The sequence below is a fragment of the Sulfuricaulis limicola genome (assembly GCF_002355735.1).
GTDB lineage: Bacteria > Pseudomonadota > Gammaproteobacteria > Acidiferrobacterales > Sulfurifustaceae > Sulfuricaulis > Sulfuricaulis limicola.
Map to the genome: position 1 here is coordinate 861,621 of NZ_AP014879.1, position 20,954 is coordinate 882,574.

Consider the following 20,954-nt stretch of genomic DNA (forward strand, 5'->3'; position numbering starts at 1 on the left):
TTATTCGAACAGTCCCCCGACCGGGTTACGCATGCGCTCGAGCACCATGGCGCGCACCATGGCGCGGCGTTTCTCCCGCTCGGCGGCCTTCTTGATCCGGTCCTGTTCCAGTCGGTCCTGATCCGCCCGGGCGACCGTCGCTGGTGTGGAGGGTACGGCGCTTTTGGCGGTGTTTCCTGTATTGACGGGGGGTGTCGCTGGTACCGGGGATCCCAGCTTCTCGGCTTCCTGTTCCTGCTTTATCTCGCTGATGATCTCCTGGCGGTGTGCGAGTTTGCGTTTGGCCATGGCGTCGCCCTGTTCCGCGGCCTTGGCGTACCACTTGAATGCCTCGTCGACATCCTGCCTGGTGCCCAATCCCTGTTCATGCATTTCACCAAGATAATATTGCGCCCGCGACTCGCCTTTCTCGGCCATCGCCAGTTGCACCTTGAACAGGCGCTCGTCAGCGTCGTCCAGGCCGGCGCTGTTTGCCGGCACGGCCGGCAGCAACACTAAAACAAACAGAATAAGACATGTGGATCTGGCTGACATGGAACCCCCCCCCGAAAATGACCCCTTGTTGCCGTCTATCCCCTGTATATAGACGATGGTGGTCCCGGGATATGCCATGTGACCGACGAACGGCCAATTCCACCCGTCGAGGCAAAATTTTATACAGATTTTTTCCGGGTATTCGCCGCCATGATCCCCCGTTGGTCATTGCCCCAATTCAGTGCAGCGTCTGGTCCAGCAGGGTCCGATAGTGGCGGACACGTTCGTCATCCTCGCCCAGCAGACTGAAAATGGCGAGCAGGCCGTCGCGTCCCGCCTGATCGCGATAGGCAGGGTCGCGGCGGGCGATCTCCAGCAACTGTTGCATCGCGGTTTCGTAATCGTCTTGGGCCATTTTGATGGCGCCAAGCTGATAGCGCGCCTCGAGATCATCAGGATTGTCGGCAATGGCGCGTTCCAGTGTTGCGACGGGTGGAGCTTCGCCTGCCGTTCGGAGAAATCCGGCATGCACCGACAGATTGCGGATTTCCGGATGTTGTCGAACCTCCCGCGGCAGGGATTTCATGAGATCATCGGCCCGGGAGTAGCGCTTTTGCAGTATCAGCAGCTTCACCAGATCGATGGCGAAGCGCGGGTCGTCCGGCGCGGCCAGCGCCGCTTCCGCCGCCCGGGTTACTGCCTGATCCAGATCGCCGCGCTGCCAGGCCTGGAGCGCAGCGGTGTATTTGCCGTTGGCTTCGCGATCGATGTGTTTCGATATGAATCCCCGCAACACCGCTTCCGACTCGGCGCCATGCAGCGTATCCACCACGTTACCGTGCCGGAACAGCTTGACCGTGGGAAGGCTGTTGACCCCGTGCTCGCGCGCCAGGCGACCGAACTCGTCGGTGTTGAGCATCACCAGCAGGAAGCGCCCGCCGAACTCGGTGGCGAGACGCACGAGCCGCGGCATCAGCATCAGGCAGGGCCCGGCGCGCGGCGACCAGTAGTTCACCAATACCGGCCCTTTGCCGGAATTTTCCAGCACCAGTACGCGAAAATTCTCGGCTGTGGCGTCGAAGACGTAGGGGGAGTTGGCCATGGTTACGCGATATTACAAAGACCTCCGGGAGGCGCAAGGAAACCATCCGTTCCGGAAAGGTCTATATTGAAAGCAAGCCCCTCGTTGCGGGAGATTATAATGCCGTATACCTATCCGACGCCGCGTGACATAGGCCTCAAAATTCCACCTTCTTTGCGGGAAGCCCGTTTCAACGCCGGTTTTCAACACGCCCTGAAAGGCGGCCACCTGACGGAGGTCGAGTACTTCCGGCGCTCGTTCCGGCTCGGATTCCGGGCCGCCAAGCTGTACTTGCGCGAGGTCCGCCGGCACCGCGGGATACTGGATTTCCCGATGCGGGCGAAATACCGCCTGCGCGCCCTGTGGCGCGGTGGTTGACGCCCGCCGGCCTTATATTGGGGGAAGCCCCCCCAAAACCCCGGCAGCAGGTGGTATTTCCGCAGATGATCGGCTATAGTGTCAGGGCTGCAGTTTGATGTCAGTATTTCGGTGGATCCGCTGTAAAGATCGCTCCCGTAAAATCCTTTCACGCTCTGCAACACAAAAACTTACTTTTATTTCGAGGTTATTAATGCGTACTGGTACCGTTAAGTGGTTCAACGATTCAAAGGGCTTTGGCTTCATCAAGCCGCAGGACGGCGGCGAAGATGTGTTTGTACATCACTCCGTCATCCAGGGCAGCGGCTTCAAGTCACTGGCTGAAGGGCAGAGCGTGAGCTTCGAGTCCCAGAAGGGACCGAAAGGCATGCAGGCGACGAAGGTCGTCGTCGACGCCTAAGACCGGCACAAGTGTCTGTCTGGAAACCCCGCTACGGCGGGGTTTCTTTTTTGATTGAATCCAGTCCATGAAATAAATTATCCGCAGATTAACGCAGATATATTTCAGGATGAACGCAGATAAAACAATAATTCACCTGAATCATCTGCGTTTATCTTCCTTACCATCCGCGTTCATCTGCGGTTGCTTTGTTTTTTCTTGTTTCTGAAATGAGCTCTGATTTCCCCTCCGAGATCGCCCGGCGCCGCACCTTCGCCATCATCTCCCATCCCGACGCCGGCAAGACCACGCTCACCGAAAAGCTGCTGCTGTTCGGCGGCGCGATCCAGCTCGCGGGTTCGGTCAAGGGACGCAAGGCGGCGCGCCACGCCACGTCCGACTGGATGGAGCTCGAGAAACAGCGCGGCATATCCGTGACCTCCTCGGTGATGCAGTTCCCGTATCAGAGCCACATCATCAATCTGCTCGACACGCCCGGCCACGAGGATTTTTCCGAAGACACCTATCGCACCCTGACGGCGGTGGATTCGGCGCTGATGGTGATCGATGGAGCCAAGGGCGTGGAAGAACGCACCATCAAGCTGATGGAAGTCTGCCGCCTGCGGCACACGCCGATCATGACCTTCATCAACAAGCTCGACCGCGAGTCGCGCGATCCGGTCGAGCTCATGGACGAAGTCGAAACCGTGCTCAGGATCCGTTGCGCGCCGGTGACCTGGCCCATCGGCAGCGGCAGGCGCTTCAAGGGCGTGTATCACCTGGCCGGGGACAGCGTGCATTTTTTCAGCCCGCAACACGGCGGCAAGATCCAGCAGGGCGTGGTGATCCGCGGGCTGCACAATCCGGAGCTGGACCAGATGCTCGGCGAGCAGGCCGCGGAGCTGCGCGCGGAAATCGAACTGGTCAAGGGCGCCAGCCATGCCTTCGATCCGCAGCAATATTTGCGCGGCGAGCAGACGCCGGTATTTTTCGGTTCGGCCATCAATAACTTCGGGATACGCGAGCTGCTCGACGATTTTGTGCGGCACGCGCCTCCGCCGCTCGCGCGCACGACCCTCACCCGCACAGTCGCGCCGGACGAGCCGGCCTTGACCGGTTTCGTGTTCAAGATCCAGGCGAACATGGACCCCAAGCATCGCGACCGCATCGCCTTTTTGCGCATTACCTCGGGCAAATACACCAAAGGCATGAAAATGCACCAAGTGCGCCTGAACCGTGACGTGCAGATCGCCAACGCCATCACTTTCATGGCGCGCGAGCGCGAGCAGGTGGAGGAAGCCTGGGCGGGCGACATCATCGGCCTGCATAACCACGGCACGATCCAGATCGGCGATACCTTCACCGAGGGTGAGGACATCAAATTCACCGGGATTCCGTACTTTGCGCCCGAGCTTTTCCGGCGCGTGGTGCTGCGCGACCCGCTGCGCATGAAGGCCCTGCAGAAGGGGCTGGACCAGCTGAGCGAGGAGGGGGCCACGCAGATATTCCGTCCGCTGATCAGCAACGATCTCATCCTCGGGGCGGTGGGCGCACTGCAATTCGACGTGGTGGCGTATCGGCTGAAGCACGAATACGGCGTGGAATGCACCTACGACAACATCGACGTCGCCACGGCGCGCTGGGTGGACTGCGACGAACCGAAGAAGCTCGAGGAATTCCGCCGTAACGGCGAGACCCGGCTCGCCCTCGACCGTGCCGGCAACCTGACCTATCTGGCGCCGACCCTGGTCAATCTCCAGCTGACCATGGAGCGCTGGCCGCAAATCCGCTTTTTTGCCACGCGTGAGCATTGAAGCGGTATCCTTCGGCCGAAGTCATCATGAATGATGTGCGTTTACAGCCCTCACCAGCGCGTTTTACCATGCTGAATTCATGACGCAGAAAATGAACCTGGAAGACCGAATCGCCCTGACCCGTGCCATTGTCGGCCTGCTGGACAGCTGGGGGCTTGGCGCCGCCGAGCAGATCGCCTTGCTGGCCTTGCCGGAAGGAACGCGCCCCGGTGCGGTGCGTCAATACCGCCAGAGCACGCCATTTCCGGAAAGTGCGCAGTTGATGGAGCGCATCGAGCACCTCATCGGCATCGCCGACGCCCTGCGTACCTCCTATCCGCATAACGCGCACATGGGCAACATCTGGATGAACCGGGTCAATCACCGCTTCGACAATCGCACGCCGCTGCGGGCGATGCTGGAGGACGGGCTCGGCGGCATCATCGCGGTGCGCACGCATCTCGACTGTGCCTACGACTGGCACATCAGCGGCTCCGGCGCCAAACCGGGCTAGGCGCGGACGCGACTGACGCATGGACGAATACAAATGCGCCTTCAGCAATACCCTGATTACCGGCCAGTTCGGGTGTGAAAAGGCGGAACAGGTGACGCGTCGTGGCGGACCGGATATCGCATGCAAGTCCGACGCGGCACATCAGCGTTGCGAGAAATTGTTCCAGCAGATGAAGGCTGCGGCCTTGCCGGCATTCGGAGCGGAGGACGACCTGCTCAGCATGCCGCACAGCGTGCTGGTGAAAATCCAGCATGGCGGCTTGCTGGGCCTGCAGCGCCTCGTGGACGGCGCTGGCGCGGCGGACGTGAAAAACATCCACGCCCTCGTTGACCGCGCGAACGGCAAGTACCGCGACCTCGACACCGTTCCCTGTCCGGAGCTGGTACCGGACATGACATCCTACAAACTCCGGCGCCGGGGTTAGGAAACGCCTTTTATTTTTCTTCCTTTTTGGATTCCGTTCCGGCCGCGGCTTCCTTCACGGAAAGCAGTTCGATATCGAAGATCAGTACTTCGTTCGGGCCAATCTCTCCGCCGGCGCCACGCGGGCCATAGGCAAGCTCGGATGGAATATAAACCTGCCACTTGGCGCCTTCCTTCATCAGCGGCAGCACCTCCTGCCAGCCCTTGATCACGCCACCCACCGGGAAGGTCGCGGGCTCGTTGCGCTGGTAGGAGCTGTCGAACTCGGTGCCGTTGATGAGCGTGCCGCGATAGTGGGCGACCACGGTATCGGTACTCTTTGGCTGCTTGCCCTTGCCCTCGGTAATAACCTTGTATTGCAACCCGCTGGGCAGCGTGACCACGCCGTCTTTTTTCTTGTTTGCCTCGAGGAAAGCCTGACCGGCGTCCAGGTTCTTTTTCGCCGCGGCCGCCTGTTTTTCCATGTCCTTTTTCTGCTGGGCCTGGAACGCCGCCTGCATCTCCTCGGGTTTGAGGCGCGATTTGGCGTTGGTGATCGCGTCCTGCGCGCCTTGGCTGAAGGCCTTGGAATCGAGGTCGAGGTTCTGGCGCTTCAGGTTCTGTCCGATCTGGTAACCCGCGCTGTAGCTGAACTTCTGCTTGTCCGTCTTGAGACCGCCCGCCGGTTCCTTGCCCCAGGCATTGAGAGAAAGCGTTAAGACAAGCAGGCCGAATATAAAACCGTTTTTCATGACGACTCCTTGTGGTGAATGTCGGGGACTAACTGACGCGCCGCCGGCTCAGCCCGGCAACGCCTCAACCTTGACGCGCTGGTGGCGCAGATTGACCAGCGCTGTTTCAAATTGCTGCACGCGGCCTTGTTCCTGCTCGACCACGTTTTGCGGCGCGCGCGCGACGAAATCCGGATTGGCCAGCTTTGTTTTCGCCTTGGCGAGTTCCTTTTCGAGCTTGTCCATTTCCTTGCCGAGACGTTCCAGTTCCGCCCGCTTGTCGATCAGCGAGCCGAGCGGGATGAGCACCTTCATGTGACCGACCAGGGCGGTGGCGGATTCGGGCGCCTCCTGTCCCTTGTCGAGCCAGGTGATGGACTCGGCCCGCGCCAGGGCCGCGAGATAAGGGCGGTTGGCCTCAAGATATTTTTTGTCAGCCGGCGAACCGTCCTGGAACATCAGAGGCAACGGCTTTGCGGGCGAAATATCCATCTCGCCGCGGATGTTGCGCACGCCGGTGATCACGGCCATGGCCCAGCGCATCTCCTCGCTGGCCGCGGCGTCGATCAGATTCCTTTCCGGTCGTGGATAGGGCTCGCGCATGAGGGTGGCACCGGTCTTTCCCGCCAGCTTCGCCACGCGCTGCCAGACTTCTTCGGTGATGAAGGGCATGACGGGATGCAGCATACGCAGCGCGGTTTCCAGCACCTGCACCAGCGTCCGGCGTGTGCCGCGCAGTTGTTCTGGCCGGCTGTGTGTGTCTGTCAGCACCACCTTGGAGAGTTCCAGATACCAGTCGCAGTATTCATGCCAGATGAAACTGTAGATGGCCTGTGAGGCAAGATCGAAACGGTATTCCCGGAACGCGGATTCCACCTCGGCGGCGACTTCCTGCTGGCGCGAAACGATCCAGCGGTCGGCGGCGGTAAGTTCGATCTTGCCGCTCAGGCCGCAGTCCTGGCCCTCGGTGTTCATCAGCACGTAGCGGGCGGCGTTCCACAGCTTGTTGCAGAAGTTGCGATAGCCGTCGATGCGCCCGAGGTCGAACTTGATGTCGCGCCCCTGTGTCGCCAGGCTGGCGAAGGTGAAGCGCAGAGCATCAGTGCCGTAGGCGGGAATGCCATTGGGAAATTCCTTGCGCGTGGCCTGCTCGATTTTCTTCGCCATCTGCGGTTGCATCAGCCCCCGGGTGCGCTTGGCGACCAGGGTTTCGAGATCGATGCCGTCGATGAGATCGATCGGGTCGAGAATGTTGCCCTTGGACTTCGACATCTTCTGCCCGTGGGCATCGCGCACCAGACCGTGGATATAGACCTCGCGGAACGGTACCTCGCCGGTGAACTTGAGGCCCATCATGATCATGCGCGCGACCCAGAAGAAAATGATGTCGAAGCCGGTGACGAGCACGCTCGTGGGATAAAAGGTTTTCAATTCTTTCGTCTGCCCCGGCCAGCCGAGCGTAGAGAACGGCCACAGCGCCGAGGAAAACCAGGTATCGAGCACGTCCTCGTCCTGCTCCAGCGGGACCTCCAGGCCGTGTTTTTTCCGGGCCTGGGCATGGGCCTCGGCGGCGTTGCGCGCAACATAGATATGGCCGTCGGCGTCGTACCACGCCGGGATGCGATGCCCCCACCAGATCTGGCGCGAGATGCACCAGTCCTGGATGTTGCGCATCCATTCGTAATAGGTCTTGGTCCAGTTTTCCGGCACGAACTTGATGCGGCCGTCTTCCACGCACTGGATGGCCTCCTGCGCCAGCGGGCCGACTTTCACGTACCACTGGTCGGTGAGGAAAGGCTCGATCACGGCACCGGTGCGGTCGCCGCGCGGGACCATAAGCTTGTGATCCTGCACCCGCTCCAGCAATCCCCGGGCTTCGAGGTCGGCGACGATCTGCTTGCGCGCCTTGAAACGGTCAAGGTTGTGGTAGGGCGAGCCCGGCAGATTGACGCCGGCGTCGGAAAAGAAAATGTTGATCAGCGGCAGGTTATGGCGCTTGCCGACCTCGTAGTCATTGAAGTCATGCGCGGGAGTAATCTTGACACAGCCCGAGCCGAACTCCTTGTCCACGTACTCGTCCGCGATGACGGGAATTTTGCGGCCGGTGAGCGGCAGCTCGACCATCTTGCCGATGAATTTTTTATAGCGCTCGTCGTCCGGGTGCACCGCCACGGCGGTGTCGCCAAGCATGGTTTCCGGGCGGGTGGTGGCGACCACGAGATGTTCTTTCGTGCCCGCGATCGGATAACGGATATGCCACAGATGGCCGGCTTCTTCCTCGGAAACGACCTCGAGGTCGGAGACCGCGGTGTGCAGCACCGGATCCCAGTTGACCAGGCGTTTGCCGCGGTAGATCAGCCCTTCTTCGTGCAGCCGCACGAACACCTCGGTGACCGCGTGCGACAGGCCGTCGTCCATGGTGAAGCGCTCGCGCGACCAGTCGAGCGAGGCGCCCATGCGACGCAGCTGGCGCGTGATGGTGCCGCCGGATTCGGCCTTCCATTGCCACACGCGCTTGACGAATTCCTCGCGCCCGAGGTCGTGGCGCGTCTTGCCCTCGGCCTCGAGCTGGCGCTCGACCACCATCTGGGTGGCGATGCCGGCGTGGTCGGTACCCGCCTGCCACAGGGTGTTGTCGCCCTGCATGCGGTGGTAGCGGATGAGCGTGTCCATGAGCGTGTCCTGGAACGCATGCCCCATGTGCAGGCTGCCGGTGACATTGGGCGGCGGGATCATGATGCAGTAGGGCGCGCCCTGGCCGGAGGCGGCGAAGTAACCGGCACGTTCCCAGGCCTCGTAGATGCGCGTCTCGATCGCGTGCGGATCGTAGGACTTGCTCAGGGCGTTCTCCGGTGGCGCGCCACCGGCGGGTTTTTGCGGGTTCTGGCTCATGGAAACGGTAAAAGTTGGAAAAGCGGGCGGAATTCTAGTGAGTTATCGGTATTTTTTCACTTGATTAAGTCTGGCCGGTTCATTTTCCCCCGCTTTTTTCGAGCTCCTGGCGTATCAGCTGTTGCAGCCGCAGGATGGTTTTGGTGTCGAGTCCAGCCCCGCCGGTTTTGCGCATCTCGACATTGAGTTTGGCTACCGCGCGCACCACGAGGTCGCGGGCGCGGTCTGGTGCCGGCAACGGCGGTGCCGGGGGCGTGGTGGGCGTCGGCACGCTCCCGGCGGGTGGCGCCACGACTTCGTTCAGTACCGGAATGTCATCGAGATTGAACGATTCCGGTGCGCCCTTCGGAGCGGATTCCACCGCTGCCGGGGGCGGTTCCGCCGCGGGCCTCGTTTCGGCCCTGATCTCTGTGGCCGATGCCTTTTCCGGGGTTTTCGGGGTTTCCGGTTCCGGTACCGGGCTCAGGTCGGGTTCCACGACGATAACCGGCAATTCGGTTTCCGGGGCCGGTGTTTCAGCGGTGACCAAGGGAGGGGTCGGCTCCGGCGGTGAAGGCTCGAGGCCGAGAGTATCGAAGTCCACCTCGGACCTGTCTTGAGGATCGTCGAGCAACGGTCCACTGACGATTTCAAGCGTGATTTTTTTCTCCACCGGCGCGGCCGGCGGTTCCGACGCCGGGGGAGCTCCCGTCGTTGGCGCCGGGGTCGCGACGCCCGGGGGCATCGTTTCCGGGGCGCCGGAAATTTCCACGTCCAGGGTAATAAGTTCCTCCGATGCCGGTGACGGATTTTCCGCAGGTGGCCCTGCCGTGCTGAAGTAATTGCCCGTGTCGAAATTTTCCTCGACCTCAATCGTCGGCAGCGCCTGTTCTGTATTGCGCTTGTCGATCTCCGTTTCCGGTGTGCCCGCCGCCGGTGCCATGGACGTTTCCGGTTCCGGCGCAGGTTCAGTTACCGGCGCGGTTTTGGCATCGGGCGGAGGCATGCGCAGCTCGATCGGCGGCAGTTCTTCGAGAAACATCTCCTGCTGCGTACCTGGCACGATGTTGTCATTCGTGACGGGCGGGGCTTCGGGAGCCGACGGCGGTGGCGTGATCCCGGGTTCGACGGCCAGTTCAGGTGAAATCTCTCCGGGAAGGTCCGGCGTTTCCGGCAAAGCCGGCGGGGGCGGAGCGACCTCCGCCAAATCCTCGAGCGTCAACTCCTCGTCGAGCGGGGCGAATCCCTGCGGCAGGGTTTCTTCAATAATCTCTTCGGGCGCGTCGGCCTGTGGCGGCGTGGCCTCCGCCAGTTCCTCGAGCGTCAACTCCTCGTCGAGCGGGGTGAACCCCTGCGGCAGGGTTTCTTCGATAATCTCGACAGGCGCGAACGACTCGGCCAGCGTCGGCGTGACGGGAACGGATCCCGGCGCGGTGGATTCGGCGCCGAGATCAGGAACATCATCGAGCCGGCCCAGCTCTTCCGGGACGTACTCCTCGATTTTTTCCTCGGTGGCCAGATACTCTTCGTGCGCCGATGCCGGCGCGGTTTCCGCCGGCGCCGCCGGCGGTGTGTCGCCGACATTAAGTTCATTGCCGATGAGGTCCTTCAGCGAACGCATCACGGCATCGAGGTTGACCGGTCCCGAGCCGGGCGCGACCGGCGCAAAATCTTCCCGCAGGCCTGGTGTATTGTCGCGGCGGGGTTGGGCGTTGGCAGTTGCCGGCGATGCGCCCCCGTGCTGGCGCGATTCCGTCGGCGCTGATCCCGGTTTGGCGGCGCCGGAAGCGCCCTCGGCCAGATCGTTGCGGATCAGGTCCTGCAGCGATTTCAGCACTTCTTCGAGCGTGTGTTTCTCGGAAGGCTTGTGCTTGTATTTGGGATCGGATGTCTCCATGGCTCAGGCCTCGACAAAATCGCCGGCGGAGATGTTGTGCGTTTGCAGCGCGTAGCCGCGGTCGCGGTAGAAGCGAAAGCGCTCGCGTGCCAGCGCCTTGTGCTCGTCGGCGCCGCCGACCACCTCGGCGACGCGCTGGAAGCGGCTGAAGCACTCCGGCACCTTCGACGCGAGCTGGATCAGCACATCTTCACAAGCCGCCGGCGGTTCATCATAGCCGATCAGCACCGGCATGTCGGCATCCGCGGTTTCCGTGCCCAATCCGTGGGGAATAAAACTGCCGGCGCTGAAAATCCACAGCAGCCGGTCGAGCCGCTGCGCGTGGGCGAAATCGGGGGCCAGGATATAAATGCGGTGGCCGAGGCGAAAGGCCTTGTGGGTCAGTTTGCAGACAGCGGCGTCCAGGCTGCCGTCGTTGGCGTCATCGATCAGGTAGAAATCGACGCGCGTCATGCCGCAGTTTCCGCGTCGCCCTTGTGCGCGCGGTTGAGCAGGAATTGCACCAGCAGCGGCACCGGACGGCCGGTCGCGCCCTTTTCCTTGCCGGTTTTCCAGGCGGTGCCGGCAATGTCGAGATGCGCCCATTTGAAATTCTTCGCATAGCGCGAAAGAAAACAGGCGCCGGTGATGGTGCCGGCCTCGCGCCCGCCGATGTTGGCCATGTCGGCGAAGTTGCTGTCGAGCTGCTTCTGGTATTCGTCCCACAGCGGCAGTTGCCACGCGCGGTCGTGGGTGTATTTGCCGGCATTGAGAATCTCGCGCGCCAGCTGGTCATTGTTGGCGAGCAGTCCGCTCGCGTGGGCGCCGAGCGCGATCACGCAGGCGCCGGTGAGCGTGGCGATGTCGATCACGGCGGCCGGGTTGTAACGTTCGACGTAGGTGAGGGCGTCCGAGAGGATCAGCCGGCCCTCGGCGTCGGTGTTGAGCACTTCCACCGTCTGGCCGGACATGCTGGTGACGATGTCGCCGGGCTTGTTGGCATCGCCGTCGGGCAGATTTTCCGAGCTTGGCACGATGCCGACGACGTTGAGCGGGAGTTTCAATTCGGCCGCGGCCTTGATGGCCCCGAGCACGGAGGCGCCGCCGCACATGTCGTATTTCATTTCGTCCATGTTGGCTGCCGGCTTGATCGAGATACCGCCGGCGTCGAAGGTCAGGCCCTTGCCGACCAGTGCCACGGGCGCCTCACCGTCCTTGCCGCCCTGGTACTCGAGCACGATCAGTTTGGGCGGCTGACGGCTGCCGCGCGATACCGACAACAGCGCGCCCATGCCAAGCTTCTGCATGTCATCCTTTTCCAGGATCGTGGTTTTCAGGTTGTATTGCTTGCCGATCTCGCTTGCCTGTTCCGCCAGATAGGTCGGCGTGCAGATGTTGCCGGGAAGATTGCCGAGATCGCGCGCGAGCCGCACGCCTTCCGCGATGGCCTGGCCCTCGCGGATCGCCTGCTCGCCGGGGCCGAGATCGCTGCGTTTGGGCACGGCCAGCACCACGCGCTTGAGCGCGCGGCGCTGGTTGTTGGGTTTGCTCTTGAGCCGGTCGAAGCGGTACAACGCGGCTTCCGTCACCTCTACCGCCTGGCGCACCTTCCAGGCGATGTCGCGGCCCTTGACGTCGATCTCGGTGAGGTAGGAGGTGATTTCGGTGGCGCCGGTATCCTTGAGGGCGGAAACTGTCCTGGCGATGGCGTCGCGATAGCGACTTTCGTTTAATTCCTTTTCCTTGCCGCATCCCACGAGCAGCACACGCTCGCTGGGAAGATTCGGGATGTTGTGCAACAGCAGGGTCTGGCCGGCCTTGCCCTCCAGGTCGCCGCGCCGCAGTATCGCGCCGATGGCGCCACCCGAGACCTCGTCGATCTGGTGCGCCACGGCGGACAGCTTGCGCGACTCGAACACGCCCACCACGATGCAGCCGGTACGTTGTTTTTCGGGTGTGCCGCTTTTGACGATGAATTCCATGCCGGTTCCCTGTATTTATTTCACGCCCCGACGGCGCTGGATATGGTATATTTTTGTCGATTTCGGGTCACGGTTCCGTTTTGCAATCAAGCTATTAGGAATGACTGCGCGTGTGAAAACGGTGTTTTGGATGGTTTCCCTTCCGGCGCGCCCATTGGGAGGCATTTTCCAATGTTTGCTTGGCCCTTGTCAAAATCCGGTCCGGCGTTCCCGCCTTGATCATTAATCGCGCGTTTTACCGCGAAGTGGCGGTCACTACCCTGGGTATCGCGGTGGTGCTGCTGGTCGTCATGACCATGATGAACCTGACCCTGCTGTTGGGGCGGGCGGTGCGCGGCGGAGCGACCGAAAGCGTGCTTTATGTCCTGCTGGGTTACCAGATGCTCGGCAAGATCGATGTGCTGCTGCCGCTGGCGTTTTACCTGGGCATCCTGATGACGCTGTCGCGCTGGTATCGCGACAGCGAGATGACCGTGCTGGCCGCCTGCGGGATAGGGCTGACGCACTTCCTGCGGCCGGCGTTGCTGATCGGACTGGCCCTGGGCGTGGTGGTCATGGCGATGTCTTTTTACACCACGCCACTGGCGGTACGGCAGATCGAAAAGGTAAAGGCCCAGAGCACGCATCGCACCGAGCCCCAGCAGGTGGCGCCCGGGGTATTCACGGAGTCGGCGGGTACGGGACAGATTCTGTACGCCGAGAAAGTCCACCGGAACGGCGACCTGGAAGGAATATTCATCAGCAGCCAGCAAGCCGGCAATCAGGGCGTGCTGGTGGCCAAGACCGGTCGCCCTTTCACCGACAAGAAAACCGGTGACAAGTTTGTCGCCTTGCACGAAGGCGCGCTCTATGAAGGCGAGCCCGGTGCCGCCAACTACCGCATACTGGAATTCGGCGTCTATAACCTGCGCATTGAGCCCAGACTGATCGACGAACCGCTGGTGCCGCTGGCGGGCCAGACGAATTTCGCGCTGCTCGGCCAGCTTGGCAACCCCGAGGCCGCTGCCGAGCTGCATTGGCGCCTCGGCAAGACCATTGTCCTGTTCGTGCTGGCCTTGTATGCGCTGGTGTTCGCCTATACCGACGCGCGCCGCGGACGCATGTCCAACTTCTTTGTCGCCATCGTGGTCTATTTCGTCTATTCCAACCTGCTCGGCATCGGCGAAACCATGTTGCAGAACGGGCGCGTGCCAGCCGCGGCGGGATTGTGGTGGGTGCACGGCGGCATGGGTCTGGTTGCCATCTACCTGCTGCGCCAACGCCTGCGCAACCGGCCGTTGTTCGTCCTGCCGGCCGGACTGGTGCGCGCATGACGCTATCGCTGCTCGACCGGCTGATCGCGCGCCACGTGCTCTACAGCACCCTGCTGGTGCTCAACGTGCTGGTGGCGCTGGCGGTGTTTTTTGTCCTGATCGATGCACTCAAGGATTACGGTCAGGCCAATTTCGGCCTGTTCGAGGTGATCCGGTACGTCATCCTGAGACAGCCGCAGCAGGTCTATGAGTTGTCGCCGATCGGCGCCCTGATTGGAACGATCATGGGATTGTCCACCCTGGCGCTCAATTCGGAACTGACGGCCATGCGTGCCGCCGGGGTGTCGGTGGCGCGCATCGTGACGGCGACCATGAAGGTCGGACTGCTGTTCGCGCTGGTGATCCTGCTGGTGGGCGAATACGTCGTCCCGGCCTCGGAAAACATGGCGCAGACCGGCCGCGCCCGGGCGCTGGAGACGTCGCTGCAGAAAAAGAGCACCGGCATCTGGCTGCGCAGCGGCTCGACTTTCGTGAACATCGGTGAAGTGCTCCCGGACTTCAGCCTGTTGCGGATAAACATCTACGATTTCGGTCAAAACAACCGACTGCGTTTCCAGACCACCGCGCAGCGGGCGCGCTACGACGGCAGCCAATGGCGGCTGGAGGATGTGCGCGGAAGCCTGATCGTCGGCAATGAAGCGGTGCAGACCCGCCGCCTGCCCGAGGAAGGCTGGCAGTCGGCGCTCACGCCCGAGGTAGTGTCGGTGTTTGCGATCCAGCCCGACAGCCTTTCCCTCCAGCAGCTCCACTATTACATCGGACATTTGCAGCAGAACAATCAGGACACGCGTAACTTCCGCATCGCCTTCTGGCAGAAGGTCTTCATGCCGCTGGCCACCCTGATCATGGTGCTGCTGGCCACGCCCTTTGTTTTCCGCCAGGCCCGCAGCGGCGGTTTGAGCCATCGGGCGTTCATCGGCATCATGCTGGGGCTGCTGTTCAGCATCTTTCACAAGAGCCTCGGCTATTTCGGCGCGCTTTACGCGCTGCCACCCGTGGCCGCCGCGCTGATTCCCATCGTCGTATTTTTCGCCGTCGCCCTGTTTCTGTTGCGCCGGGCCTCGCGCGGAATATGATGGTGATCGCGTCCGTCATGTCTTATCGGACACATTCTGCAAAACTGCCATGAAGACATTGACCGCCGTATTGCTGGTATTTGCCGTGACGGCCGCTTCGCACTTTCCCGCCGCGTGGGCCGATATGCCCCGCGGCCGCCTCACGGGCGGCCAGGTTTATGAATTGCCCGGCTGGTTCAAGAAGAGCTTTCTGGTGCTGAACGAGGATGTTCAGGAAGCCAGGGAGCAGGGACGGCATGTGATGCTGTTCCTGCATCTGGACGAGTGTCCGTACTGCGCGCGCCTGCTGGACGAGAATTTCCGGCAGGGCGAGACGAAGGAATTCGCGGAAAGGCATTTCGACGTCATCGGCATCAACATCCGCGGCGGCAACGCCGTGGAATGGTTCGACGGCAAGAGTTATTCGGAAACGGAGCTGGCGCGCCACCTCAAGGTCGTCGCCACCCCGACCCTGGTGTTTCTCGACGCGAAGGGAAACGTCGTGCTGCAGCTCAACGGCTATCGCAAGCCGCCCGTGCTGCGCCAGGCGCTCGAATATGTGCACGGCAAGCATTACCAGTCGCAATCGCTGGCAGGTTACGTCGAGCAGCAAAACAACAGCGCGGTTTACCGTTTCCGGCCGGACCCGCGATTTTCCGATATGACCGATTTCAAGGGTTACGCGAAGCCGCTGGCCGTGATCTTCGAGGACAAGGATTGCGCCGATTGCGCTGAATTCCATGCCAAGGTGCTCAACCACGCCGCCGTGCAGCCGGAGCTGGCGAAATTCAAAATCGTCCGGCTCGATGCCTACTCGACTTCAGCCATTGTCGACATCGACGGCCGCCAGACCACGCCCAAGGAGTGGGCACTGCGCCTCAACATCGTCTACCGCCCGGGTGTGGTGTTCTTCAACGAAGGCAGGGAACGCATGCGCATGGACGGCATGCAGTATCACTATCATTTCAGGGAACTGCTGCGCTACGTCAGCGGCAGGCATTACCGCGAGCATGCCACTTTCTCCTCTTACAACGCCGCGCGCCGGGAGGAACTGCTGCAACAGGGAGTGGTGATCGATTATTCGCAGTAAATTGCTGTTACATCAGGTTGTCCCTTACCCAACTGTCCGTGGAAACGGGGCTGGCTCAGCCTGGCCCCTTTTATTCCCCGCCGCGCGCCGGGAAGAACTGCTGCAACAGGGGGCGGTGATCGATTATTCGCAGATAAGTCGGGGTCGACTCACTCCAACGCCATTATTTAGTTACGTAAATCATCTGATTTACGCTTTCTTGCAATCACAATCAGTCCAAGCAGTCCTGACCCGAATAGCCAGAAGGCTGCAGGCAGCGGTACGGCAGAGACCACGCTCAGACGCACGATATCGGTAGTGTCGATTACGTCGGTTAGGTAGCTGATGTTCCATACCAGACCATTGCCCAAAGCGGCAAGATTGTATGTGCTGAACTGACCACTCAGCATTTGAGCGGCGAGAATATCGAAAGAGTCACCCACCTGCGGTGTAAAGAGCCCGGACCCCCAATCAAACAAGCTCACGTTCAAAGTTCCGTCGAGCGTGGCTGTGCCAGAGATATTTAGCATGTCAAACTGACCCAAACCTATGCCGCCGATTTCGACGGCAAAAGTTCCCGCGCCAGACTGGCTGTAGTTTCCCGTAATGTTGGTAATGCCGGGTGAATTACCCGGGGCAAGCGTACCGCCAAGGTTGGCAAGGTCGCCGTTAAATTGGTTTACCGAAAGTGTGCCACCGTTGAAATTGAAAGTACCTCCGCTATTTACCGTGATGGTGTTGGCGCGCAGGACACCGTCATTGAGGTTGTAGATGCCGGTACTGCCAGTGTTGGCGGCGAGTGTGAGCGTGTTAGTTACCGTGTGTGTACCACCATCCTGAGTAAAGTTGCCAACGCCGGAATTCCCTATATTTTCATATACTGCCGTGATGCTACCGGTGCCTGATAAGGTGTGGCTGCCATTTGTATTCGCTGCCGAGCCAAGGTTTAGATTGTCAACACTGACACTCCCGTTGCCATTGCCCACAGTAAGCGTACCACCGTCAATGTTTAACGTGCTGCTGCCGGCCCCCTTAGTAATTGTGCCTGTTGAGAGAGTGCCACCGTTAAGATTGTAGGTACCTGTGCTACCAGCCCATGTGCCAACTGTAAGTGAGTTAGATACGGTATGAGTACCACCAGCTTGATTGAAAGTCCCGGTACCCCAATATCCCAGGTTTTCATTGGTTGTTGAAAGGTCACCAGTTTGCAGATTATAAATTCCGTTGAAACCATTGTAATAACCAAGGATGAGCGAATTAGTTATTGTATGTGTGCCACCGTTTTGATTAAAGGCGCCAGTTCGGGCTTGACCAATGATTTCATTGTAGACAGAGAGGTTGCTGGTACCGTCTAAGTTATATGTCCCACTGCTGCCAGTTGGTACGCCAGCAGCACCAATAAAGAGGGCATGAACTGTATTTGTGCCACCGCTCTGGTTAAATACGCCGGTTCCATGACCACCTACCGATATCCCCCCGGATGAAGAAGGGTTACCCGCATTGAGGCTTCCTCCCTGCAGGTTGTAAATACCGCTGGAACCGTCACCCGCGCCAAGGTAAAGAAAACTGCTCAAAGTATTTGTTCCACTACTTTGTGTGAATGTACCACTACCGAATTTACCCACGTACTCGTCGAAAGCTACCGAGAGACTTCCATTTTGCAAATTGTAAATGCCATTACTACCGCTGTTTTGGCCTAACTCAAGAGTAACTCCTAATGTAACTGTGCCTCCTGTCTGCGTAAATACACCGGTTCCACTATTTCCGACATTCAAGGAATTTGCAGAGAGAAGATCTTTCGATTGATTTAGTGTGATTGAACCTGAACCAACAGCGTTGATTGTAATGCCGGCAAGCTTTGCGGAGGGATAGAGCGGATTTGCATAGGAAACTACGCGATTTACGTTATCCGATTGGGTCAGAAAAACAAAGTCGTTATTCTGCGGTTGTCCTGAGGGATTCCAGTTTGTTCCAACATCCCACCAATCACTGCCACCGATCCAATATTTAGTCGCTGCCGATGTGACAGAAGGTGCGATATAGATCGCGGACAAGACGGCAACGACCATCAAGCGCAGAATCTTAACGCGGAGTTTAGTGTGCGGATTCATGTTTGGCTCCCCTCCAACAAAATATTTCTTTATTTCGCTCGTTCTAGAGCGTTACGGTTATATTTTCAACTTATGTTGCATGAAAATATGGAAGTTCACCAGATCCGGCCTGATGTTGTGGAAGGGGGAGTCCTAAGTAATTGAATTACCAGCCTGTCATTAACCGACTGTAGATCTATATCTAGGGTTTAGTTTTGGGCAAAAGTATCATCTGCGTCCCCGACAACCGATCATGCCACGCGAGTTTGTCGCGGTCGTACAACACCCACAGAAATCCCAATCCGAGGCAAAGCAGCGAGAGCCAGGCCGAGGCGAAACGTTTTAGTGCGATGACCCAGGTGATGGACCCGCCGTCTTTGTTCACCAGCTTCATGCGCCAGGTGCGCAGGCCGAGCGTCTGACCGCCACGGACCCAGAAACCGGCGTAGTAAAAGAAACAAATTGCAAGCAGATAAAACTGATAGGCGGTTTTAATGGCGAGACCGGGTTTGGCGCCGCCGGTGAGCCAGACGTAGGGATAACTCAGCATCATAAGAAGGGCGAGCAACAGCAGGCCGTCGTAAAACATGGCGCCGAGGCGGCGCAGGAACCCGGGAGGCGGCAGTTCTGATGTCATGAGGTTTTTATTCGGGAAAATCCCGGCCTGTGTAAAAAATGCTCAATCTAATATCCGGACAGCTGGTTGACCGGTTCGGGTCTGTCCCGCCGTGATTACGCACAAAGTTATACACAAAATCTGTGAGTAGTTTCGCGAACATCCGGTGATTTCTCCGGTCTATTCGAAAGCGCAAAAGGCTGTATCGGCCGGGGCGTCCAACTCTATACGAAAGCAGTGCAATAGGATAATCTTGCAACCCATTGATGCGAGGGATCGAATCTCACCGTATGCTGTTCTCCCGTATATCCCCAGGAATTTATTTTAAGTGTCAGCCAACATCCTTTCACTGAATCTGGTTGAACTCGGGCATTTCTGTGCCTATCTCGCCATGCTGGTGGCGCTGGTGCAGGGACTGGCGCCCATGGCGGCGCATTACCTGAAGCAACCACGGCTGGCGCAGATCAGCGTGAACGGCAGTGTCGCGGTGTTTGCGCTGACCACGCTCGGTGGTCTGAGCCTCATACACGCCTTCGTCACCAGCAACTTCTCGGTCCAATACGTCGCGCAGAACTCGAATGCCCTGTTGCCGCTCTTCTACAAGGTGGCGGCTCTGTGGGGTGGCCATGAAGGTTCGCTCTACCTGTGGGTGTGGGTGCTGACCTTATATACCATGATCGTCGGGATACACGGACGCAAACAGTACCCGGAGCATCTGCCGGTCATTCTCGCGGTTCAGGGCTGGCTGGTGGTCGGTTTCTTCGGCCTGATCCTGTTCCTGTCGAATCCGTTCGAGCGCCTGTTCCCGGTGCCGCCCGAAGGTCATGACCTCAATCCGTTGTTGCAGGACCCGGGCATGGTGTTTCATCCGCCCATGCTGTATCTGGGTTACGTTGGTTTCTCGGTGCCATTCGCCTTTGCCATGACGGCGCTCATCACGCGCTGGCGCAGCGAGCTCTGGATCGGTCTGATCCGGCGCTGGGCGCTGATCGCCTGGGGCTTCCTGACCACCGGCATCATTCTCGGCGGCTGGTGGGCCTACTACGAGCTCGGCTGGGGCGGTTACTGGGCCTGGGACCCGGTGGAGAACGCCTCGTTCATGCCGTGGCTGCTCGGCACGGCGCTGGTGCATTCCATCACCGTGCAGGACCGCCGGCGCATGCTGCATGCGTGGAATATTTTTCTGGTCATCTCGACGTTCTCGCTTTCCCTGCTGGGAACCTTCCTGGTGCGTTCGGGCGTGCTGTCCTCGGTGCATGCGTTCGCCGTGGATCCGGGACGCGGCGCCTATATTCTGGGCTTCATGACGGCCGTATTAACGGTATCTTTCGGCATCTTCCTGGCGCGTGGCCGCTACCAGCAGGCGGAAGAAGCGATCACCTCGTTCCTGTCGCGCGAGTCGCTGTTCGTATGGAACAACGTACTGTTTCTCGTCGCCTGTGCCAGCGTGCTGCTTGGCACGCTGTATCCGTTGGCGCTGGACGCCCTGAGCGGTCAGAAGATCACGGTGGGCGCGCCGTACTTCAACATCGTCATGGTGCCGATATTCCTCGTGATCGTGCTGCTGATGGCGGTGGGTCCGCTGGTGCCGTGGCGCAAGGCCAACCTCGCGCGCCTGCGCCCGCGCCTGCTGTGGCCGTTTCTCATCGGCGTGGCCGCGGCGGCCGCCGTGCTGGTATTCCTGCCGGCGGTACACTGGACCGGTCCGGTGGCCGTGGGCCTGGCCTTGTTCGCGTTGGCGAACCTGATCACCGAATTCTCCCGCGCCATCCGTCAGCGCCGCCTTCAGCTGAAAGAACCGCTTCCGCGGGCGTGCGTGAAAACCGTACTCGGCAACCGGCGGCATTACGGCGGCATGATCGTGCACTTCGGCATCGTCGTGATCGCGCTCGGACTGGTCGGCTCGGGCCTGTTCCGTTCCGAGGCCGCGATCAACATGGCGCCCGGGGACGTGGTGGAGATCGCCGGCGAGCGGCTGCGCTTCGAGGGCGTGGCGCCGCGACGTGGCCAGAATTACGAGGCCATGCAGGCCAGCCTGACGCTGCTGAACAGCGGGCGAATGGTGCGGCCGGAGCGGCGCCAGTACATGCGCCAGGAAATGCCCATGACCGAAACCGGCATTGATTCCACGATGCTGCGCGATGTTTACGTGGCGCTGGGAGACACCACCAGCGAAGGCCGGTGGGCGGTGCATGTCTATGTCAATCCGCTGGTCCGCTTCATCTGGACCGGCGGGCTGATCATTTTGTCCGGATTACTGCTTTCGCTCAGCGGCCGGCGCGCTAATAAGATCTCTGTAACCGCCGATGAACGCGGATGAACGCGGATTA

18 protein-coding genes are annotated in these 20,954 nt (G+C 60.1%); 9 read left to right on the plus strand and 9 right to left on the minus strand.

Features of this window, described 5'->3' with window-relative positions:
* Positions 1 to 534 carry a tetratricopeptide repeat protein gene (locus tag SCL_RS04240; RefSeq protein ID WP_096360071.1) on the minus strand — a complete coding sequence of 178 codons (534 nt, stop codon included), beginning with the start codon at positions 532 to 534 and terminating at the stop codon, positions 1 to 3.
* Between the two features lie 178 nt (positions 535 to 712).
* Positions 713 to 1,576 (minus strand): tetratricopeptide repeat protein, encoded by an 864-nt coding sequence (locus SCL_RS04245; protein WP_096360072.1) that lies wholly within the window; start codon positions 1,574 to 1,576, stop codon positions 713 to 715.
* A 99-nt stretch (positions 1,577 to 1,675) separates the two neighbouring features.
* Between SCL_RS04245 and SCL_RS04250 the strand changes: the two genes are divergently transcribed.
* From SCL_RS04250 to SCL_RS04270, 5 genes are all read left to right on the plus strand, one after another.
* Complete coding sequence (locus SCL_RS04250; protein ID WP_096360073.1) at positions 1,676 to 1,933, plus strand: hypothetical protein; 258 nt, start codon at positions 1,676 to 1,678, stop codon at positions 1,931 to 1,933.
* 193 nt (positions 1,934 to 2,126) lie between these two features.
* Positions 2,127 to 2,333, plus strand: a complete 207-nt coding sequence (locus SCL_RS04255; RefSeq protein ID WP_096360074.1) for a cold-shock protein — start codon at positions 2,127 to 2,129, stop codon at positions 2,331 to 2,333.
* A 209-nt stretch (positions 2,334 to 2,542) separates the two neighbouring features.
* Positions 2,543 to 4,126: a peptide chain release factor 3 gene (locus SCL_RS04260; protein WP_096360075.1), complete on the plus strand. Its 1,584-nt coding sequence runs from the start codon at positions 2,543 to 2,545 to the stop codon at positions 4,124 to 4,126.
* 79 nt (positions 4,127 to 4,205) lie between these two features.
* On the plus strand, positions 4,206 to 4,619 hold the full coding sequence (locus SCL_RS04265; RefSeq protein WP_096360076.1) for an antitoxin Xre/MbcA/ParS toxin-binding domain-containing protein: 414 nt from the start codon (positions 4,206 to 4,208) through the stop codon (positions 4,617 to 4,619).
* 19 nt (positions 4,620 to 4,638) lie between these two features.
* On the plus strand, positions 4,639 to 5,043 hold the full coding sequence (locus tag SCL_RS04270) for a hypothetical protein (protein WP_096360077.1): 405 nt from the start codon (positions 4,639 to 4,641) through the stop codon (positions 5,041 to 5,043).
* 10 nt (positions 5,044 to 5,053) lie between these two features.
* Here SCL_RS04270 and SCL_RS04275 read toward each other — a convergent pair whose 3' ends face one another.
* The 5 genes from SCL_RS04275 to SCL_RS04300 all read right to left on the minus strand — a co-directional run bounded on the left by SCL_RS04275 (position 5,054) and on the right by SCL_RS04300 (position 12,481).
* Entirely contained in the window at positions 5,054 to 5,773 is a 720-nt protein-coding gene (locus tag SCL_RS04275) for a BamJ family beta-barrel-assembly machinery protein (RefSeq protein WP_096360078.1), read from the minus strand.
* Positions 5,774 to 5,821: 48 nt separating this feature from the next.
* A complete protein-coding gene (locus tag SCL_RS04280; RefSeq protein WP_096361835.1) occupies positions 5,822 to 8,593 on the minus strand; it encodes a valine--tRNA ligase in 2,772 nt (923 codons plus the stop codon).
* 130 nt (positions 8,594 to 8,723) lie between these two features.
* Positions 8,724 to 10,520 (minus strand): hypothetical protein, encoded by a 1,797-nt coding sequence (locus SCL_RS04285; protein ID WP_148664974.1) that lies wholly within the window; start codon positions 10,518 to 10,520, stop codon positions 8,724 to 8,726.
* 3 nt (positions 10,521 to 10,523) lie between these two features.
* Complete coding sequence (locus SCL_RS04295; RefSeq protein ID WP_096360081.1) at positions 10,524 to 10,973, minus strand: DNA polymerase III subunit chi; 450 nt, start codon at positions 10,971 to 10,973, stop codon at positions 10,524 to 10,526.
* Complete coding sequence (locus tag SCL_RS04300; protein WP_096360082.1) at positions 10,970 to 12,481, minus strand: leucyl aminopeptidase; 1,512 nt, start codon at positions 12,479 to 12,481, stop codon at positions 10,970 to 10,972. Before SCL_RS04300 ends, SCL_RS04295 begins: the two co-directional genes overlap by 4 nt.
* A 215-nt stretch (positions 12,482 to 12,696) precedes the next feature.
* On the opposite strand from SCL_RS04300, the gene lptF reads away from it, so the two are divergent.
* From lptF to SCL_RS04315, 3 genes are read left to right on the plus strand one after another with little or no spacing between them, the layout of a single operon-like run.
* Positions 12,697 to 13,794: an LPS export ABC transporter permease LptF gene (gene lptF, locus SCL_RS04305; protein ID WP_172425919.1), complete on the plus strand. Its 1,098-nt coding sequence runs from the start codon at positions 12,697 to 12,699 to the stop codon at positions 13,792 to 13,794.
* The gene (gene lptG, locus SCL_RS04310) at positions 13,791 to 14,870 is read left to right on the plus strand and encodes an LPS export ABC transporter permease LptG (protein ID WP_096360084.1); all 1,080 of its coding nucleotides are present in this window, start codon (positions 13,791 to 13,793) and stop codon (positions 14,868 to 14,870) included. Before lptF ends, lptG begins: the two co-directional genes overlap by 4 nt.
* Positions 14,871 to 14,919: 49 nt before the next feature.
* Positions 14,920 to 15,939 carry a thioredoxin family protein gene (locus SCL_RS04315; protein WP_096360085.1) on the plus strand — a complete coding sequence of 340 codons (1,020 nt, stop codon included), beginning with the start codon at positions 14,920 to 14,922 and terminating at the stop codon, positions 15,937 to 15,939.
* 167 nt (positions 15,940 to 16,106) lie between these two features.
* Here SCL_RS04315 and SCL_RS13975 read toward each other — a convergent pair whose 3' ends face one another.
* Together SCL_RS13975 and SCL_RS04325 are read right to left on the minus strand one after the other, a co-directional pair.
* A complete protein-coding gene (locus tag SCL_RS13975) occupies positions 16,107 to 18,029 on the minus strand; it encodes a VPLPA-CTERM sorting domain-containing protein (protein ID WP_148664975.1) in 1,923 nt (640 codons plus the stop codon).
* A gap of 181 nt (positions 18,030 to 18,210) precedes the next feature.
* Positions 18,211 to 18,645, minus strand: a complete 435-nt coding sequence (locus SCL_RS04325; RefSeq protein WP_096360087.1) for an RDD family protein — start codon at positions 18,643 to 18,645, stop codon at positions 18,211 to 18,213.
* Between the two features lie 307 nt (positions 18,646 to 18,952).
* Between SCL_RS04325 and SCL_RS04330 the strand changes: the two genes are divergently transcribed.
* Positions 18,953 to 20,944, plus strand: coding sequence for a heme lyase CcmF/NrfE family subunit (locus tag SCL_RS04330; RefSeq protein ID WP_197702706.1), 1,992 nt, complete (start codon positions 18,953 to 18,955; stop codon positions 20,942 to 20,944).
* Positions 20,945 to 20,954 lie beyond the last annotated feature (10 nt).